Raw genomic sequence first — 18708 nt, forward strand, 5'->3', positions numbered from 1 at the left:
TGGTCGCAATCAATTATTCCTACTTTAAATAGACACTGACAATCGGGTTACTTACAATCTACCTCTACTTTTGTAACTTGCTATTTAAGCCGATCCCTTGATTACTCAATGCGCACTTCCCTATTTGGCCGACAGCCAACCTTACTTTGAAACAATTCGCCATCTTGGTCATGCCGTGTTTCTCGACAGCGGCCGACCTAAATGTCCTTGGGGTCGTTATGACATTATCGCAGCAGCGCCAGTGGAGACACTTGAGTTAAGTGCGGATAATAAAAACGCCTTTGAACAACTAGAACAGCTCTACAGTAAATACAAAACAGATCAAAAAGAGATTGAGAACCTCCCCTTTCAAGGCGGGATTATCGGCCATTTTTCTTATGATCTAGGACGCGCTCTAGAAAAAATACCCTCTACTGCCAAGCAATTTTCCTCTTTACCCGACATGCGTGTTGGCATGTACTTATGGGCGATTGTGGTTGATCACAAAGAGCAAACCACGCAACTCGTGGCAGATAGCCGTGTGGAAGCAGAGGTTCTTCAGCAACTAAACACCTTATTAACAACAAAGAGAGCTGACATAGTATCAGCACCCGAAACAAATAAGTTTAAGCTAAAGCGCCCTTTTTCAGCTAATCTCTCCGCGCCTGAATACAAACAAAAGCTAGAAAAAGTGAATGAACTGATCCATGCGGGAGATTGCTACCAAGTTAATTTCGCTCAACGGTTCGACAGCCAATTTACAGGCGACCCTTGGTTGGCCTACAAAGCATTAAGAGAGGTCGCGCCTACGCCCTACTCGGCCTTTATTGATTCAGAGAGTTCACCTATTTTATCACTCTCGCCAGAGCAGTTTCTTGAATCCAAAATGCAGCAGGTCACGACAAAGCCAATTAAAGGTACACGACCTCGATCGAATAACCCAGAAGAGGATCAACGCTTAAAACAATCGCTGATAGATTCAGTTAAAGATCGGGCAGAAAACTTAATGATTGTCGACCTTTTACGCAACGACCTTAGTAAAGTCTGTACTCATAACAGCGTAAAAGTCCCTAAATTATTTACAATTGAAAGCTATGCTAACGTTCACCATAAAGTAAGCACAGTAACCGGTACATTAAGCGAAGAACACACGCCGATCTCCTTATTAGCCCATTGTTTCCCTGGTGGTTCTATAACTGGCGCGCCAAAAGTTCGTGCGATGGAAGTTATCGAAGAGTTAGAACCTCACCGCCGAGCAGTTTACTGCGGTTCAATTGGCTATATCAGCTTATGCGGAAGAATGGATACCAGTATTACGATCCGAACTTTGTTGTGTGAAAATAATCATATTTACTGCTGGGCGGGCGGCGGCATTGTTGCCGACTCTGTTAAAGAGATGGAATATGAAGAGACCTTTGATAAGGTCAATAACTTACTACACTGCTTAGAAGATACGATGCTCTAATTTAGAAACTTTTATCTTCCCTATCCCCGTCCATAAGATCAGAAAGTGAGTGCAGAGTCATCTCAGAAGAGGATGGGAAAGCATCTTCTAATGCCTGAGAAATACGCTCAAACATACCTTCAAGATCTAAAAAAGCATTAACAACGGTTGGGTCAAAATGGCTACCACTGCCTTTAGCTATCGCCTCTCGTACATAACTATGATCCATTGCACTTTTATAAGGTCGACGGGAAATCATCGCATCATAGACATCAGCTACCGCCATCAAGCGAGCAACCAAAGGGATCTCTTTACCTTTTAAGCCTTCAGGATAACCTTGACCATCCCAACGCTCATGGTGGCTCAACGTCACTTGCTGAGCAATAGCTAAAAAACGAATGGTTCGACTGCTGGATTGATGCTCAATCAATTGCTGAGCAGCGTGCATAGCCTCATACCCAAGCCGAGCATGGGTTTTCATAACCTCATACTCTTCGGTCGATAACTCCCCTGGATTTTTTAGGATACGATCAGGGATACCTACTTTACCTATATCATGTAACGCCGATGTTTTATAAAAAAGCTCGATCGTTTCATCATCAAGCTCATCTCGATACTCAGGACTACGACGTAGATGCTCTGCCAATGCCTTAACATAGTGTTGAGTACGAAGAATATGATTGCCCGTTGAATGATCTCTAACCCGCGCAATAGTCGCTAAACATAAGATAGCCGCGTCTTGTACTGTATTAAGATCATTCAAATTCACTTGATTATCAGTAAGACTTAACGCTCCCTCAGCAGCACTTCTAGGCTCAATTAATAAGTTTCGTCTCAGATTCGCAAGGCCTGAATAGGTTTTGCATTTAGAATTAACAACAGACTCAATAAAAGGGGGCGCCAGGTAATCAGTACACCCTAATTTTAAAGCCAATGCCCGAAAGTCATCTTTTAAAGATGCCCAAGCTAAGAACACTGGGATACCTAGACGCTCACATTCCGCAATCGTTTTTTCTACAAGCGTATGCGCTACATCGCCCTTATCAGAACTATTAATTTGATCACTACCAATAATAGCCAAATTACAACTAACGGGAAGAGAATCTCTACTACACAGCCCATAGCTCAACTCATACCCGCTACAAAAACATCCGGACAGTTGGTCGGTTAAATCAGTACAATCTGTCAGAATCAATGCATTGAGCATGAAATGAAGAACCTAGTTAATTGATACTTATAAAGAGAATAGAAGCACACTTGGAAGGATGCAATCAAAAGCTGGTTTTAGTATAAAGCAAAAACCCCAGCTAAGATTGATATAAGACAACCTTAAGCTAGGGTTTAGTAAAAAATAACTCTAAGTTAAAGAGTTAGATTACGATTACTCGCTTTTAGAAACTCTTTTTTCAGATCTTCGTAAGTGTGTACAGCCGGAAACTGAGGGAACTCAGCAATTACGTTATCGGGCGCATGAAATAAAATACCGGACTCAGCTTGCGTAAGCATGGTTGTATCATTATATGAATCACCTGCCGCAATCACTCGATAATTAAGCAATTGTAACGCACGTACAGATTGACGTTTTGGATCTTTCTGGCGCAACGTATAATCAGTAATACGTCCCTCTTCATTCACTTCTAGCTTATGACACAATAATGTTGGGAAACCCAGTTGGCGCATCAATGGCTGAGCAAACTCATAAAAAGTGTCAGACAAGATAATCAACTGGAAACGCTCACGTAGCCAATCAACAAACTCCGCCGCGCCTTCTAGAGGAGATAAGCGACTAATAGTATCCTGAATCTGCGGCAATGTTAGGCCATTCTCATCAAGAATTCTAAGGCGCTGCTGCATCAATTCATCGTAATCAGGGATGTCACGGGTGGTGGCTTTTAACTCTTCAATACCTGTTTCTTCAGCAAAAGCGATCCAAATTTCAGGGATTAGGACCCCTTCAAGGTCAAGACAAGCGAGTTCCACACGCGACTCCTATTAAATTAATTGATGTAGCTATTAAACGGATGCAATAAACAATATTCTTTGCGCGCCAATTTACCTGCTATCGGGCAGCCTTGCAAGAAAGCCGTTATAGCAATTTCAGCAATAAACTTTTTATTTTACAAAAAAAAGAACCCCCGCTGAAAACAACGGGGGCTCTTAAAAAAGCGACCTGAATCGGTGGCTTTAGCAATTAAATATCTTTAGGTTGAACAGGTATAGCCTGTTTAACTCCTGTCAGTACATTACGCTGATGAAGCTCTTCATCAGATGCACCAACACCGCCATCCGCTTTGGCATTTTCAAAGTAACAAAGCGTTGGTTGATGAGCATCAGCTTCTTTCTCGTCCAATTGAACGTATGAAGCAATGATTAGCAAATCACCTTTACTCGCTCTGTGCGCAGCTGCGCCATTCACAGAAATAATTCCGCTATTATCTTCAGCACGAATTGCATACGTAGTGAAGCGTTCGCCATTATTCACATTGTAGATATGAATTAATTCATATTCACGAATGCCTGACTGATCAAGCAATACACCATCGATCGCACATGAACCTTCATAGTGAAGCTCAGCGTGAGTGACCGTTACACGGTGTAGCTTGCACTTTAAGAATGTCTGCAGCATAGACTAAATCCTGCGTTTGCTCATCTTTACCGAGTGACCTCGGTTTCCCCCTTTCGCTACTTATCACTAAGTGATTAAATAGCACGTAAACGCCACGTAAGCAGATCATTATATCTCAACTACGGGTGTATTTTTAGCAATGACCTTTACAGCCATTTATGTTGCGGCGCACATAATACTGGAAAAAGCTCAAAAGATTAACCAACTAGAGCATTAAATTATGCTTATAAACCGCAAAGTGCGCGCATTCTACCACCATCTACAAAAATTTTAAGGGTTAAGTCCCTATTCTTTAGATCAACCGTGACTAATTGCTAACAATACATCGAAAAGAAAGGGCAAATTGAACGCTACTCATCAATAGATTAACTTTCCTCACCCCCTTTCTTAACTAATTGATTTATAATCGCGCCTTATAAATTTTTAGTCGCTGATTCAGGTACGTTGCTGTGACAGATAAAACGCTTTATGAAACACTTTCCACAAGCCTAAAAAACCGCATCATGATTTTAGATGGCGGTATGGGCACGATGATTCAAGATTATAAATTGGAAGAAAAGGATTATCGTGGTGAGCGCTTTGCTGACTGGCAGGTTGATGTAAAAGGTAATAATGACCTATTGGTGCTGACTCAGCCGGAAATTATTAAAGCGATCCACCGTGAGTACCTACTTGCGGGTGCGGACATTATTGAAACAAATACCTTTAACGCGACTCAGATTGCAATGGCTGACTATGAGATGGAATCAATCAGCCGTGAAATAAACGTTGAAGCTGCTCGCTTAGCACGTCTAGCCTGTGACGAAATACTTAAAGAAACACCTAATCGTCCTCGCTATGTAGCCGGTGTACTCGGTCCCACTAACCGGACTTGTTCAATCTCACCAGATGTAAATGATCCAGCTTTCCGTAATGTCAGCTTTGATGAACTAGTTGATGCTTATACCGAATCCCTAGCAGGCCTAATCGAAGGCGGATCAGATATTATTTTGATTGAGACTATCTTTGATACGCTCAATGCTAAAGCTTGTATCTATGCCGTAGAAACCTATTTCGAAGAACATAATATACACCTGCCTGTAATGATTTCGGGCACCATTACCGATGCATCAGGACGCACGCTCTCGGGTCAAACAACCGAAGCATTCTGGAACTCTGTTCGCCATGCTAAGCCCATTTCTATAGGTCTTAACTGTGCGCTAGGTCCTAAAGAATTACGTCAGTACGTTGAAGAACTATCGCGCATATCTGAAACCTTTGTGTCTGCCCACCCCAATGCAGGCCTACCTAATGCGTTTGGTGCTTATGATGAAACACCGGAACAGATGGCTGAAGAGATTGGCGAATGGGCACGATCGGGCTTTCTAAATATTATTGGTGGTTGTTGTGGAACCACACCCGCACATATTAAAGCCATTAGAGAAGCCGTTGAAACTGAAGCCCCAAGAGTACTTCCTGAACTGCCGATAGAGTGCCGCCTATCCGGCCTTGAACCCATGAACATTGGTGCTGATACTTTATTTGTCAACGTTGGTGAACGTACCAATGTAACCGGTTCAGCGATGTTTAAACGACTAATTAAAGAGCAAGACTATGAAACAGCTTTAGATGTTGCTCGCCAACAAGTTGAAAACGGTGCTCAAATTATCGATATCAACATGGATGAAGGGATGCTTGATTCCCTTGCTGCCATGGACCGCTTCCTTAAGCTGATAGCTTCTGAACCTGATATTTCATGCGTGCCGATTATGATCGACTCCTCAAAATGGGAGGTGATCGAAGCGGGCCTGCAATGCATACAAGGTAAAGGGATTGTTAATTCAATCAGCTTAAAAGAAGGCCATGAAAATTTTGTTTACCAAGCACGTAAGTTACGCAGATATGGCGCAGCAGTCGTTGTTATGGCGTTTGATGAAGATGGCCAGGCAGATACCTATCAACGAAAAACCGAAATATGCGAACGCTCCTACCGTGTTTTAGTAGACGAAGTCGGCTTTCCGCCAGAAGATATAATTTTCGACCCTAATATCTTTGCAGTTGCGACCGGTATTGATGAACATAACAATTACGCCGTAGACTTTATTCAAGCGACCGGCTGGATTAAAAAGAATCTACCCCATGCAAAAGTATCGGGCGGCGTTTCCAATGTCTCCTTCTCTTTCCGGGGCAATAACCCTGTACGTGAAGCGATCCACTGTGTATTTCTTTATCACGCCATTCAACAAGGAATGGATATGGGGATCGTTAACGCCGGCCAGCTGGCGATCTACGATGACCTACCAGAAGAGCTTCGCCTTGCGGTCGAAGATGTTATTCAAAACAAACGCGATGATTCCACCGAGCGTTTGCTCGATATTGCAGAAAAATATCGTGGCGATGGCGTCGAAGTTGAAGAAAAAACCCAAGAGTGGCGAAACCTCCCCGTCAATGAACGCTTAGCCCATGCACTAGTTAAAGGCATCACTGAATTTATCGAAGAAGATACAGAAGAAGCTCGCCTAAATCATGACCGCCCCTTACATGTTATTGAAGGTCCTCTCATGGATGGTATGAGTATAGTGGGTGACCTATTCGGTGCAGGCAAAATGTTTCTTCCACAAGTTGTTAAATCAGCCCGCGTAATGAAGAAAGCAGTCGCCTACCTTATGCCGTTTATTGAAGAGGAAAAAACCGGTTCTAGCCAAACAAATGGCAAGGTTGTACTCGCAACGGTTAAAGGTGATGTACACGATATAGGCAAAAACATTGTTGGCGTCGTTCTACAGTGTAATAACTATGAGATTATCGACTTAGGCGTAATGGTTTCCTCAGAAACAATTCTGCGGACAGCACGTGAAGAAAATGCCGACATTATCGGTCTTTCTGGACTGATCACCCCCTCCCTTGATGAGATGGTGCATGTTGCCAAAGAGATGGAGCGACAAGAGTTTAATATTCCCCTTCTTATTGGCGGCGCTACAACCTCTAAAGCCCATACTGCGGTAAAAATTGATCGCGGCTATAAACGTGACCAAGTAGTACATGTCACCAATGCTTCACGCGCAGTGAATGTTGTCTCTAATCTATTAAACGAGAAAAAAGCCGCCTACGTAAAAGAAATTCAAGACGACTATGAAGCAGTACGCCAACGTCATGCCGCCCGTATGACAGACAAACGCCGCGTGCCTCTTAACGCAGCACGCGCCAACAAGTTTCAGATTGATTGGGAGAGTTACACGCCACCGGTACCCATCAAACCAGGAATTACCGTTTTTGATGATATCTCTTTAACAGAGATCGAGCCTTATCTAGATTGGACACCCTTTTTCCACTCGTGGGAACTAGCAGGCCGCTATCCTCGCATTCTAAATGACGAGATCATTGGCGAAGAAGCTACAAAGCTTTTTGCAGATGCAAAAGTTATGCTGAAAAAACTAATTGATGAGAAACTGCTGACGGCCAAAGCTGTTGTCGGCTTATTTCCGGCAAACACAATTGGTGATGATGATATTGAACTCTATACCGATGACAGCCGTTCTGAAGTACTTATGACTGTTCATAACCTGCGTCAACAAACAGAAAAGATCGCCGGTAAACCCCATATGTGTTTATCTGACTTTGTCGCCCCCAAAGAGAGTGGTAAAGCTGATTACCTCGGCGCCTTTGCCGTAACCGCAGGTCATGGCTGTGATGAACTGGTCGCTATATATGAAGCGGACCATGATGATTACAACTCCATTATGGTGAAAGCACTGGCAGACCGTTTTGCTGAAGCTCTCGCCGAGATGATGCATGATAAAGTACGTAAAGAACTTTGGGGTTACGCTGCCGATGAAAATCTCAGCAATGACGACCTAATTGCTGAAAAATATAAAGGGATCCGTCCTGCACCGGGCTACCCTGCTTGTCCAGAACATACGGAGAAGGGTTTATTGTGGGAACTACTGGATGTTGAGAAAAGCACCGGTATGACCATTACTGATTCATACGCTATGCTCCCGACAGCAGCCGTCAGTGGTTTTTACTACAGCCACCCAGATTCTCAGTATTTTGGTGTAGCAAAAATCGGCGAAGACCAAGTGGAAAGCTATGCAAAACGCAAAGGCATGGAGATGAAAGAAGCTGAACGTTGGTTAGCTCCTAATTTGGGGTATGAACCAGAAGAAGGTTAAAGCCTCATTGAAATAATAAAAAAACCGAATGTGATTACATTCGGTTTTTTATTAAAAATCGAATACTGATCTGTTAACGCAGCCTATCAATGAGCCATTTTTAGGCCAAGAATACCTAAGCAAATAAAGCCTAAGCTCACTAACTTAAGTATATTTACTGATTCATTAAATAGAATAATACCGAGCACTGCGGTTCCTAGCGCACCAATGCCTACCCATACACCATATGCAGTCCCAACGGGTAATGATTTCATTGCGAAACCGAGTAAAAAAAGACTAAGAACTAAAGCAAGCATGGTCCCTAACGAAGGCCACAGCTTGCTCAAACCTTCTGAGTATTTCAGACCGATGGCCCAACCTATCTCCAGCAACCCCGCTAGAACGAGAATAAACCAATTCATAAAACCTCTCACTTGACGGGGTCGTCCCCAATATAATTGAGAGGTAAGGTCGTCCTCACTTCGTTAATCAATCAATATATTACTAGTCAGCAGCTTCCGCTAAATGATACTAAGTATTCTACACATTAAATCACCCTATTCAATTGAACCGAGTAGCGCTACTATCAGCTAAATATAACCGTGCTCTTTATTAACACTTATTTCTAATTTTAAAACCTATTAAGGCTACATTCGTACTTGTCTGATATGCTTAGTGCAATTGCGATATAGGAAAAAGCATAATGAAAAAATCATATCTCATCACTTCAATATTGGCTGTTTCAATTACATCTGTAACTGCTTATGCAGGCTGGGCAGATAAACTCAAAGAAGTAGTTCAAGACGAAGAGGTACAACAAAAAGTTCTAGATACGGCAACGGGTAGTAATACATCTAGCAGTACATCTGGCCAAACTACAAACCTAAGCACTGAAACCGTCATTAACGGCTTAAAAGAAGCACTTGAGGTTGGCAGCCGACGCGCGATCGAAGAGATTAGCCAGCCCGGTGGTTATCTAGACAACCAAGATATCCGCATACCTTTACCAGACGGCATTAATAAAGTTGCTACACTACTTAAAAAATACGGTCTAGAAAGTCAAGTAACTGAATTCGAAGAGAGTATGAACCGTGCTGCTGAAAAAGCTGCGCCACAAGCGACTGAACTCATTGTCGGTGCAGTAAAAGAGATGAGTTTTGATGACGCGAAAAAGATCTACTCAGGCTCTGATGATGCTGCTACTCAGTACTTTAAAGAGAAAACTAGCGGTAAGCTAAGAGAACTTTTTCAGCCAACCGTTCAAGAATCCCTTGGGCAAGTCGGCGCAACACGTTACTACAACGACTTAGCCAGTGAAGCTAAAGAGATTCCATTCGTTGGGGATAAGGTAAATGTGGACTTAGATAACTATGTTACCGAAGAAGCTTTAAACGGTTTATTCACAATGCTCGCAGTAGAAGAGAAAAAAATTCGTGAGAATCCTGCAGCACGTACCACCGACCTCTTAAAGCAACTGTTTCAATAATAGCGATTCTTACTAAGGATCATCTATATAATTATCACTTATAAAAAAAAGCCGAGAATGAATATTCATCTCGGCTTTTTTTATATAGCTGTATCTTAGCAAACTAGATCGTGGAAGCTAAAGTTTAGAAAGCTTACTCGTCTTCGACACGTGAAGCTTCATAACGTGCTTGTGCTTCTTCATAGCGAGATTGCGCTGCTTCTTCAGCTTCATCACGCTCAACACGGCGCTCAGCTTTGCGTTTATTACGTTCAATCTGCTGCTCCATAAACTGCTTGAGTTCTGACTCTCCCCACGCCTTAGCTTCATCTTCAGTTTCAAAACCATCCTGACGTTTTGATACTACTATTCTACGGGCACTTGCCTGTCGCAAAATTTTTACAGACCAGGTTTCACCTTCTGCTACTACCTGATAGTCGTATTTCTTACCCTTGGCCATTCATTTTTCCTGAAGATATAGATGATTCATAACAAGCGCTTTATTCTATCACACTTCCCCTATAGTTAAGATAGATTTATTTAGCTTGTACAGCATATGAAACGCTTAGATATTGCCAAAAAGCTCGCTCAGCTGCTTCTTAACCTTTCCACTGCTGGCCTGATTCAGCTTGAAAGTTTAGAATAGGCTCAATTAATATTTTGCTGATTATTTTTAAGTAAAGAGACGCTATGAAATCGCCTGAAGTAGACACGCCTATCTCAACCGACTCTGAAAAGAATCAAACCAAAAACGGCTTTTTAGCGCTTGTTTCAAAACTCTGCTTTGAAGAAACACTGCCTATACGTTTTATGTATAAAACTGTGCCTGAGCACCTTAATGATACGGGTTGGAGAATGTTTACAGGCTATGAGACTGAAGAGTTTTTAGAAGATGAGTTATCTAATCTCGTCCCTATTCCTGTTGTAAAAATGTGTAGTTTAGATCCATCACTCAGTGAACTAGTTACCTTTAATGCAGGTACTGTATGGGAACGAGCTCCCGGTAGCGATAGCTGGGAACGTGTATACGATTACAAAATACCCTCACCTAATGTTGATGTAGAGATCACTAATGACATCGACCGATTTAATGTAGAGCCAAAAGATTAGACGCTAAATTTAGTTAAACAGGGGCTAAGAGAACCCATCTTTAATAAGGGCTGGCTTCCTCTTTACATTTAAGTTTTATCGATTAGGCCTAACTACAGTCCCTTATAATATTGATTACGCTTTATGGCTGCTTCGATATTTTCAACCGCTAAATCTAAGGCTATTTTAGGTGGCATACCGCCTAAAATATCAGTCATCGCTTTTTTATAACTCGAAGATATAACAGAATAAGCCGGTGTTTCAGGCCTTAAGTGTGCGAAATACAGAGAATAATCATAAATCATTCTCCATTTCCCGCCTTTTGCATAATAATGACTTAAAGGGATCGCTTCACGACTTGTCGGAAATAACCCTGTCGCCTTTTCCTTTAGCTCCCTTGGCTGTGCTGTTATAGACCCTGTCATTCGTAAAACTTCATCGGTCGACAGCAAAAAACTTATAAACGCTTTAGCTGCCGGAAGGTTTGAGCAAGTCCGAGTAACAGCCCAATGCCAAGACCCACCTCCAATAATAGAACCATGCCCAAAATCCGGTACAGGCAATATTAAAAGATCATCCCCCAGCGATTTTTCATAATAAGGCAATGCCCAAGATCCATTAAGCTGTATACCTACTCGCCTTTTTACTAAACCAAAATCATCTTGAGGGTTTGGATCCATAAGCTTTTCACGAACAAGCTGCTGTATTCATCGACCAAATTCAACCGCTTCTGGCGAATTTAATACACCATCGACTTGCGTATAGTTATCACGATCAATAAGGTCGGCCCCCCAGGACAACATTAAAGGAGCCCAAGCGTAAGTAATCCACTCAGTTTTATCATGGGGACGCATATCAAATGGATAGTCATATTCACCAGTTGCTTTAATTAAGCGAATAACGTCCATTAATTCATTTTTATTCCAAGGATGATCTAGCGTAGGTATTCTGGCTCCTACTTTATTAAGTAAGGACTTGCGGGTAAATAGCGCTAACGAAACATCAAATTGACCCACTGAATAAACGTGCTTTTGATAGGTTCCCTTACCCGATGCATTGATCGAATTAAGTAGATTCCTATCAATAATCCCATCAAGAGGCCGAATAACATCATTCCATGCAAAGTTAGGGACCAAAGGCTGATCAATATCAATAATACATGGCAACACTTCTGCCCGAGCCGCTTCAATTAACACTTGGTTATAGGCAGGCTCTGGAATAAAGTCTGGAACAATCAGCCACTGTTTTTGGCTCTGATTAAAACGCTTGATTGCTGCTAAAGAGGCATCAACTTCTTTTTCGTTAGCAAGGTGACGCCAAAGGCTTACCTCAATGGGTGCCGAAAACGAAAGGCTAGGAAAAATACTGAGCATAGACAGCATTATGGCCATTTTTGCCATCCAAAGCTTCTTGCAAGTGAGACTGAAGCCTTTTTGAAACAGAGTCATTTCCTTTCTCAACAATTTATGCTTTATCAAGTAGAGTAACGCTCCATAAGTGATTCAATTGATAGGGGTCGATCAAAATAATAGCCTTGTACCAAATCACACTGATAGGCGACTAACTTTTCAAACTGTTCCTCCGTTTCAACGCCTTCTGCAACCACTGTCATTCCACACGAATGCCCCAAACTAATAATCATGCGTACAAGCATGTCACTTTGCCCTCCCTCTAAAAATTTATTAATAAAGGAGCGATCAATTTTTATCTCACTTAAGGGTAAGTTATTAATATAACTAAGCGATGAATAACCGGTACCAAAATCATCCAGTGATAAACTAAACCCCTGTTCTTTTAGTTGATTAAATACAGGTAGGACTTTATCAAGCTTATGAATAAAAATATTTTCTGTAATCTCTAAAGTAATTCTACGTGGATCAATCCCTATATGGGTACATATTTCAATAACCGCCGTACTAAATTCTGGCTCTAACACTTGCATAGGCGAGACATTTACAGAGAGCCCTATTGCCCCTTTTCCATTAGGAGAAAACCGGTAAATATCTTCACAAGACTTTTTTAACACAAATAAACCAAGCCTGTGTATCAAGCCCGTCTCTTCTGCAGCAGTAATAAAGGTTTCTGGAGGAACATCTCCCAAATAAGAGTTACTCCAACGGGCCAGCGCTTCTACACTGACAAGCTTTTTAGTTGCTATATCGATCTGGGGTTGATAACAAACAGATATCTCATCACTGGTTATTGCATTAACGACTTCATGCTCCACATTCATTAAGTATTTTATATACTCACTGATAGATTCATCATAAAAAACAATCTGCCCTCGTCTCTGATTTTTTGATCGGTAAAGTACTGTGTCTGCTTTACTAATCAACACTCCTACATCCTTACTATCGTCTGGATATAGTGTGGCGCCGATACTACAGCTAACCGTTATAATTCTACTAGCTATAATAAAGGGCTCTGCTAACGCCCTTTGTATACGTTTGGCGTGTAAATGAGCATCCTCTTGGTTTTTAAGATTCGAATAACAAAATACAAACTCATCTCCACCAAATCGGCACACAGCGTCCTTTTCAGTAATAAGTGCCTTAAATGTGCAGCTAATCTCTCTTAGAAGTTGGTCCCCTACTGAATGGCCATAAAGATCATTCACATTTTTAAAGTTATCGATATCGATAAAAAATATTGCGAGCTTTCCCCCTTGCTCAGAGGTATATTTAATACTCGCCTCTACTTTTTGAGTTAATAAAAGCCGATTAGGCAGCCCAGTTAAATCATCATGTAGAGCCATATGTTCCATCTGATCTTTAACTTTCTGTAATCTATAGAAATCTAGCTCAATTCGCTTTTGAAAAGCCTCAAAACGCCGGGCAATCAAATGGCTGACGTACAGAGATACCGTAACCAACAAAATAATTGCTACAACAGCTATAACGATCAGTTGAATTAAGCTTTGATCATTGTATTTAGCTAGTGCTTTCTCTTTTTTCTTAAGATACTTTTCAAATGTTTTGTAGTTAAAGCCCGTGCCTATAATCCAATCCCAGCCTTTAACTTCGCGAACGTAACTTATATGTTCAAGCGCGGCTTCTCCACTAATCGTAAGTGGTTTCTGATAACTAACATAGCCTCCTCCCTGCTCAACTTGTTTTGATATTTCACCAAACAAAGTATCACTAAGCTTATCGCCTATTGCTAAATCTATACCTACAAAATCATTATAATGGTGCGATAGGAGCGTCCCTTGCTTATCCAGTACGACGAAATATCCTCCCTCTCCATACTCATAACCGGTAAACCAGTCGAGCAGGTCTTTTTTAGCATCCTGTTCAAAATCATCAATATATTCGCTAACTCCTATAACCCAACGATAAGGTTCAAACTCTCGAACAAAGCCTAGCTTCTCGAACTGCTTATCTTCGGAGCCATCTTGCTTCGGGAAGGTCCAATACAGAAAACCTTCTCCTTGAGCATCCACAATGTTAAGCAACCGTCGAGCAAAATAATTACCTTTTTTATCTTTGACATTCCATAGTGACTGGTTTTCAAGGCTTGGATTAAGACCATCCATCACTACCGTTCCTTGGTTATCTAGAATAAAAAAATAACCGCGTCCATTAAAAAAACTTATTGGACGGAGAGCTTCAGAAATCAGCTTAGTCATTTCAGACTTTGATTTATCTGGGTTATTAGCATAGATATGATGAGCTATAGCATAGGCTTCATAAACTCGCTCTTTTTCTTGGCTTTTCAGGGTTGCTTCTAATTTCGATTGCCGAAGGAGTAGTTGTTTATAAACTTGGTTTACTTGCGACCTAACTAGCTCTTTACGCTGATTTAACAATTCATTTCTAAGGTTTTCGATACTACGGACAGCTTTCATACGATTGTCTTGAATGGCCGCCAGTGTAGCAACCAACGCAAATACGCAAACAATAGCAACAGATGTATAACGGATTAAAAATAATAACTTTCTATTATCCGATAGCCTCATCGATATATCGCTCATAGCGCCTCGTTTGAAGCGCCAGTGCAATCTATAGAGGAAATAATGTAAAAAATAATTTCTCCCTCTCCTTTTTAAAGCTAAAAAAAATTAAGAATTCAGTAAAAAGCGCCCTTTATTCAATAGAATAAAGGGCAATAAAAATAAAACAGCTGAAACAGTGAAAAGTTACAATCCTTGTATTAGGGTAAATATCTAAGATAGAAACTACGTCTTTTAAGTATAGATAGAAAAGACTATTCAACAAGTCTATCTGATTTAAAATCTATACTTCTTTTTACAGTAGAGGGAGTGTCGATAGGAATAGTCTGTTCAACAAAAAAAGGGGAATAATAGAGCCTATGTACAACTTTTTAGCTGACAGCCCATAGGCTTTTTGTATTTTATCGCTAAAAACACAAAAAATTACTTTTTCTATATGCGGCATTCAATCTAACTTACCAGTTGTTGTCTCTAATGCCACAAGAGCAGTCTCCTCTAAGGAGTAACCATAAACGCCGCAACTGATTGCAGGAAAAGCAATCATTAAAAATTGATGAGCTTCCGCCAACTCTAAACAGGGTAGATGACTCTGGGCTAAGAGATCTGCCTCATTTCCATCCATACCAGATGGGACCGACAGTATGAATGACAAAAGCTGCGGGGAGGTTGTAGCTCTTAGTTAATCGTGCTGCACCAGTAGGGCAATCACCAAGCATTAACAATGACTTCAACCTGTAGACGGGTAATATCGCCTTGAATAATTTCTATACGTTTATCAATATTCATGGCCTTTTACGCAATATAATCTACATTCAATTTAATTAACTTAAGTACAACCTGTTACTTATCTTTAAATACGAAAAAACCCGAAGTAATTAACAACGGACTTAATAAAAATACCTAAATACTCGTTAACGCCGAGAAAAGCGCGCTAAAGCACGCTCAAGATCGGATGCAGATAGAGACATCTCTTCAGCTAGGCTAGAGGTATTCTTTGCAGCTCTCTCTGAATTATTCGCCACATCACTAATAGCAGCTAAGTTGTTATGTAAATCATTAACCAAACCGCTTTGCTCTTCTGCTGCGGATGCGATACCAGTGTTCATTATATTCATATCAGACAGGGCATTGTTTATCTCATGCAAGACATCACTGGTTCGAGCCATTTCGGATACATTTTCGGTAACTGAACCCGTTGTACGCTCCATCATAGCGACTGCGCGGGTTGCACAATCTTGCAATTTACTTAGCGTTTCACGAATTTCACCGGTAGATTCCTGTGTCCGCTGGGCTAGTGTTCTAACCTCGTCAGCAACAACAGCAAAACCTCGCCCTTGATCCCCCGCGCGCGCAGCTTCAATCGCAGCGTTAAGTGCGAGTAAATTTGTTTGATCTGCAATCTCACTAATCACACCTGAAACAGCATGAATATTTTGCACATCTTGATCTAATTCGCTAATAACTTCACTTGTGCTGCTAACCTCATTCGATAACTGAGTAAATGACGCTGTGGTTTTTTGCACAACTGATAGCCCTTCTGAAGCAATGCTTTCAACACCTTGAGCTGTAGTAGAAGCCATACTTGTATTTTGTGCTATTTCAGAAGCACTTGCAGATAAATCGCCTACACCATCCGCTATATGTGCGATTTCTTCTTTTTGTCGCGCAACACCATCACGTGTTTCAGATGCTTCACTCACTAAATGTTTTGAATTACTTGCCACAAGATCAGTCGCCCGTTGCGCCTCACGCACTAAAACTTCGAAACCATCAGCGACTTTATTCATCCCTGCCGATATGGCTCCCATTTCATCTTTACCTTGATAATCTAAGCGCGCAGATAAGTCGCCATTTGCCAGCTTTTCAGATATATCTTTAAACTCATGCATTGTTTGAATCGTTGAGCGATAAAAACCAAGGAACAGGTAAAAAGCTAAAAAAATGGTAATAATGATAACGGCCAAAATTAAATTACGACTAAAAATCTGCTTCTCTAAATAAGCATTCTCTTTCTCATATAAGGTGGGTAGCATACTTTGATATAAACTCAGAACTTTCTGAATGGCTGCAGTACCTTCGGCAAAGACTTTATTGGAATCCACCGTCAAGTTATCGGGTTCTATTACGTGTTGATGGATATAACTAATATAATCTCGGATCCCATCTTTTGCAGCCTTAATGTCATCAGCCATAGATGATAATTCAGGCATATCTAATCCAATGCGCAAAGCTGGATATACTTCATCCAAATGACCAATAACATTATTTAGATAAATAAATGTATCTGGTGTGAAAGCCCCCCTTGCTGCAACACCCGCTGCTTTGCCACGCAACTGGCCTGTTTCATCGATAATTAACGGTAAAAACACCGCAACATTATCAATTAAATAAGTATTACTAGCGCTAGGATCCAACTCTAAAGAAAACTCACGCAACAAAATATGATTGAAATCTCGTACTTTGGCAGAGAATTCGTTATGCAATTCAAAGATCTCAGCTGGAGATTGATTGTTAATATTAGCGATCAGATTCTGCCAATGTATATCTAAGTCAGCAAGAATCTCTTGTGTCTTCGGGCTGACATCTGTTGATCCTGCTATCAGATTAGACAGTGCCGCATCAACTTTAGCGCGACGATCTAAAACTTTACTTTCTACTGCTGTATTACCATTTAAAAATGCATTGGTCAGCCCACGATGTTGACCTATATTCACAACTAAAGGTTCGGTCAGCTGAATAATCTCGATGCCACGTAATTCTGACTGAGTTAAGTTAATACTGCGACTCAACTCCTGCCAGTACAAAACAACCGTTAATATCAACGGAATCAGAAAAAGGACACTAACAATAGTGAACTTTGCTGGGTATTTCATGCTACCCATCAGTTTTACTGCTGGTCTAATCCAAGATCCCATTTTTTACATCTCCACAATTTTTTGAATGGTTATTCAAACAAGCCATATAAGGCAAGCTTTAGTAAAGAAGGTTCCTTAATTTTTTTGATTTTTTCAAACAAAACCTCTGCTTCAGTGTATTCTCTCTGCAAGTGATATAGCCATTGTTTCACACGACCATGTACATATTTAGCGGCAATATCCTGCTCAACCCGATCTAAATATCTGTCCACAATCAGGAGTATTTCCTGCCAATCTAATGCTTTAACATTTTCATCCGCTTGATGATGTTTTATGACTTTTCCTAGGTCTGGTTTAGCAATCAGCCCTCGTCCAATCATCACATCATCACAGCCAGTGATATTTCTACATTTTTGATAATCCTGCCAATTCCAGACTTCACCATTGGCGGTTACAGGGATACTAATCTCCTCCTTGATAAGCCTTATCCATTCCCAGTGAGCAGGTGGGCGATAACCCTCAAGCTTAGTCCGCGCATGCACAGTTAAGCCATCAGCTTTAGCTTCGTCAATCGCCTGTGCATTTTCCATTGCTAAGAATTTATCTTTGTTCCCCAAACGCATTTTAGCCGTCACTGGGGTATCACTCGGTACGGCTATTCGAACGGCTTTAACAATTTCATAAATTAGTTCAGGAGTATCAAGTAAAACAGCCCCTCCTTTACTTTTATTAACTGTTTTAGCCGGACAACCAAAGTTAAGGTCTATACTAGGTGCCCCAAGCTTAGCCGCTTTGCGCGCATTACCCGCTAATACCGAAGGATCACTGCCAAGCAACTGTAATGCCACGGGCGTCCCCGCTCTTGTTTTACCACCATTAAGCAGTTCAGGACACAAACGCCTAAAAACCTTTGCCGGCAACACACGATCACTTACACGGACAAACTCAGTAACACATTGATCAATGCCGCCTATCTGAGTCAGCAAATCTCTCATTGTGTAATCAACAACGCCTTCCATCGGCGCGAGAATAATTTTCAAAATATAATTACAGGTAAAATCACTGGAAACCACTACATTATAGCTGCTATTAACAAAGGTACTTCAAAGTAAACAAGATAAGATGTTTTAAACTATAGAATTTATTAGATTGGGCTAAAAAATTGGCT

The 18708-nt window shown here is 41.1% G+C and carries 14 protein-coding genes and 1 pseudogene; 4 read left to right on the forward strand and 11 right to left on the reverse strand.

The window, feature by feature from the left end:
• Positions 1-97: 97 nt before the first annotated feature.
• Positions 98-1444, forward strand: a complete 1347-nt coding sequence (gene pabB, locus ACOQOE_RS12260; RefSeq protein WP_420554137.1) for an aminodeoxychorismate synthase component I — start codon at positions 98-100, stop codon at positions 1442-1444.
• Position 1445: 1 nt separating this feature from the next.
• Here pabB and ACOQOE_RS12265 read toward each other — a convergent pair whose 3' ends face one another.
• The 3 genes from ACOQOE_RS12265 to panD all read right to left on the reverse strand — a co-directional run bounded on the left by ACOQOE_RS12265 (position 1446) and on the right by panD (position 4049).
• Positions 1446-2630: an HD-GYP domain-containing protein gene (locus ACOQOE_RS12265; RefSeq protein ID WP_420554138.1), complete on the reverse strand. Its 1185-nt coding sequence runs from the start codon at positions 2628-2630 to the stop codon at positions 1446-1448.
• Between the two features lie 155 nt (positions 2631-2785).
• Positions 2786-3403, reverse strand: a complete 618-nt coding sequence (thrH, locus tag ACOQOE_RS12270; protein WP_067864060.1) for a bifunctional phosphoserine phosphatase/homoserine phosphotransferase ThrH — start codon at positions 3401-3403, stop codon at positions 2786-2788.
• Between the two features lie 211 nt (positions 3404-3614).
• A complete protein-coding gene (gene panD, locus ACOQOE_RS12275) occupies positions 3615-4049 on the reverse strand; it encodes an aspartate 1-decarboxylase (RefSeq protein ID WP_067864057.1) in 435 nt (144 codons plus the stop codon).
• A 503-nt stretch (positions 4050-4552) separates the two neighbouring features.
• On the opposite strand from panD, the gene metH reads away from it, so the two are divergent.
• On the forward strand, positions 4553-8200 hold the full coding sequence (gene metH, locus ACOQOE_RS12280; protein WP_420555481.1) for a methionine synthase: 3648 nt from the start codon (positions 4553-4555) through the stop codon (positions 8198-8200).
• A gap of 86 nt (positions 8201-8286) precedes the next feature.
• Here the strand turns inward: metH and sugE are convergent, their stop codons facing one another.
• Positions 8287-8601 carry a quaternary ammonium compound efflux SMR transporter SugE gene (sugE, locus tag ACOQOE_RS12285; RefSeq protein ID WP_067864054.1) on the reverse strand — a complete coding sequence of 105 codons (315 nt, stop codon included), beginning with the start codon at positions 8599-8601 and terminating at the stop codon, positions 8287-8289.
• Positions 8602-8882: 281 nt separating this feature from the next.
• On the opposite strand from sugE, the gene ACOQOE_RS12290 reads away from it, so the two are divergent.
• The gene (locus ACOQOE_RS12290) at positions 8883-9665 is read left to right on the forward strand and encodes a DUF4197 domain-containing protein (RefSeq protein ID WP_067864051.1); all 783 of its coding nucleotides are present in this window, start codon (positions 8883-8885) and stop codon (positions 9663-9665) included.
• Between the two features lie 133 nt (positions 9666-9798).
• On the opposite strand, the gene ACOQOE_RS12295 is transcribed toward ACOQOE_RS12290, so the two are convergent.
• A complete protein-coding gene (locus ACOQOE_RS12295) occupies positions 9799-10104 on the reverse strand; it encodes a DUF3622 domain-containing protein (RefSeq protein ID WP_067864048.1) in 306 nt (101 codons plus the stop codon).
• 230 nt (positions 10105-10334) lie between these two features.
• On the opposite strand from ACOQOE_RS12295, the gene ACOQOE_RS12300 reads away from it, so the two are divergent.
• Positions 10335-10754, forward strand: a complete 420-nt coding sequence (locus ACOQOE_RS12300; RefSeq protein WP_067864045.1) for an immunity protein Imm33 domain-containing protein — start codon at positions 10335-10337, stop codon at positions 10752-10754.
• Positions 10755-10846: 92 nt separating this feature from the next.
• On the opposite strand, the gene ACOQOE_RS12305 is transcribed toward ACOQOE_RS12300, so the two are convergent.
• From ACOQOE_RS12305 to ACOQOE_RS12330, 6 genes and pseudogenes are all read right to left on the reverse strand, one after another.
• Positions 10847-11413, reverse strand: coding sequence for a hypothetical protein (locus ACOQOE_RS12305; RefSeq protein ID WP_420554139.1), 567 nt, complete (start codon positions 11411-11413; stop codon positions 10847-10849).
• Positions 11414-11440: 27 nt separating this feature from the next.
• The gene (locus ACOQOE_RS12310) at positions 11441-12133 is read right to left on the reverse strand and encodes an ABC transporter substrate-binding protein (protein WP_420554140.1); all 693 of its coding nucleotides are present in this window, start codon (positions 12131-12133) and stop codon (positions 11441-11443) included.
• 74 nt (positions 12134-12207) lie between these two features.
• Entirely contained in the window at positions 12208-14706 is a 2499-nt protein-coding gene (locus ACOQOE_RS12315) for a bifunctional diguanylate cyclase/phosphodiesterase (RefSeq protein WP_420554141.1), read from the reverse strand.
• Between the two features lie 424 nt (positions 14707-15130).
• A pseudogene (locus tag ACOQOE_RS12320) lies at positions 15131-15401 on the reverse strand (macro domain-containing protein).
• A gap of 195 nt (positions 15402-15596) precedes the next feature.
• A complete protein-coding gene (locus tag ACOQOE_RS12325; protein ID WP_420554142.1) occupies positions 15597-17600 on the reverse strand; it encodes a methyl-accepting chemotaxis protein in 2004 nt (667 codons plus the stop codon).
• Positions 17601-17629: 29 nt separating this feature from the next.
• Positions 17630-18580, reverse strand: a complete 951-nt coding sequence (locus tag ACOQOE_RS12330; RefSeq protein ID WP_420554143.1) for a tRNA-dihydrouridine synthase — start codon at positions 18578-18580, stop codon at positions 17630-17632.
• Between the last annotated feature and the right edge of the window lie 128 nt (positions 18581-18708).

The sequence above is a fragment of the Neptuniibacter marinus genome (genome assembly GCF_965223595.1).
GTDB lineage: Bacteria > Pseudomonadota > Gammaproteobacteria > Pseudomonadales > Balneatricaceae > Neptuniibacter > Neptuniibacter marinus.

What these genes read in the sequence shown, in the direction of transcription:
- ACOQOE_RS12265 (WP_420554138.1), bottom strand. Translation starts at nt 2,630, where the DNA reads ATGCTCAATGCATTGATTCTGACAGATTGTACTGATTTAACCGACCAA.
- panD (WP_067864057.1), bottom strand. Translation starts at nt 4,049, where the DNA reads ATGCTGCAGACATTCTTAAAGTGCAAGCTACACCGTGTAACGGTCACT.
- metH (WP_420555481.1), top strand. Translation starts at nt 4,553, where the DNA reads ATGATTTTAGATGGCGGTATGGGCACGATGATTCAAGATTATAAATTG.
- sugE (WP_067864054.1), bottom strand. Translation starts at nt 8,601, where the DNA reads ATGAATTGGTTTATTCTCGTTCTAGCGGGGTTGCTGGAGATAGGTTGG.
- ACOQOE_RS12290 (WP_067864051.1), top strand. Translation starts at nt 8,883, where the DNA reads ATGAAAAAATCATATCTCATCACTTCAATATTGGCTGTTTCAATTACA.
- ACOQOE_RS12295 (WP_067864048.1), bottom strand. Translation starts at nt 10,104, where the DNA reads ATGGCCAAGGGTAAGAAATACGACTATCAGGTAGTAGCAGAAGGTGAA.
- ACOQOE_RS12300 (WP_067864045.1), top strand. Translation starts at nt 10,335, where the DNA reads ATGAAATCGCCTGAAGTAGACACGCCTATCTCAACCGACTCTGAAAAG.
- ACOQOE_RS12305 (WP_420554139.1), bottom strand. Translation starts at nt 11,413, where the DNA reads ATGGATCCAAACCCTCAAGATGATTTTGGTTTAGTAAAAAGGCGAGTA.
- ACOQOE_RS12310 (WP_420554140.1), bottom strand. Translation starts at nt 12,133, where the DNA reads ATGGCAAAAATGGCCATAATGCTGTCTATGCTCAGTATTTTTCCTAGC.
- ACOQOE_RS12315 (WP_420554141.1), bottom strand. Translation starts at nt 14,706, where the DNA reads ATGAGCGATATATCGATGAGGCTATCGGATAATAGAAAGTTATTATTT.
- ACOQOE_RS12325 (WP_420554142.1), bottom strand. Translation starts at nt 17,600, where the DNA reads ATGGGATCTTGGATTAGACCAGCAGTAAAACTGATGGGTAGCATGAAA.